Below are 317 nucleotides of genomic sequence, written 5' to 3'. Positions count from 1 at the left end.
AAACGCGAATACAAAAAAGAATTCGAAAGAAAACCATTATGATTCAGAAGTCCAACTTCAATACGCGCAACATTGCTTGCTAAAATGCGTCCCATAGAATCAGTGATAAGATAAAGAAAAGCCCCAGGTTGTCGTGAACGATAATCAATAGTACGTATTACTAAAGGAAGCCCACCATAGTTATAAGCGTTTTCGATACGTCTTAACTCTTCACGCAAAGCCTGTTCCGTTTGCTCAGTTAACAATGAAACAGAAAATGCCGTTATATAAATAGAAAGTCCTGTTGCAACTAACCCAAATAGTAAAATATAAAGTGC

General features: G+C 36.6%; 1 pseudogene. It reads right to left on the bottom strand.

The features are described 5' to 3' along the window. Positions 1-317 (bottom strand): annotated as a pseudogene (locus ACFINZ_RS10465) (two-component sensor histidine kinase); the annotation flags it as partial.

It is taken from the genome of Bartonella sp. AA81SXKL (assembly GCF_042196945.1).
GTDB lineage: Bacteria > Pseudomonadota > Alphaproteobacteria > Rhizobiales > Rhizobiaceae > Bartonella.
Note: the sequence above shows the minus strand (reverse complement) of the source record. Positions and strands in the feature narration are given on the sequence as shown.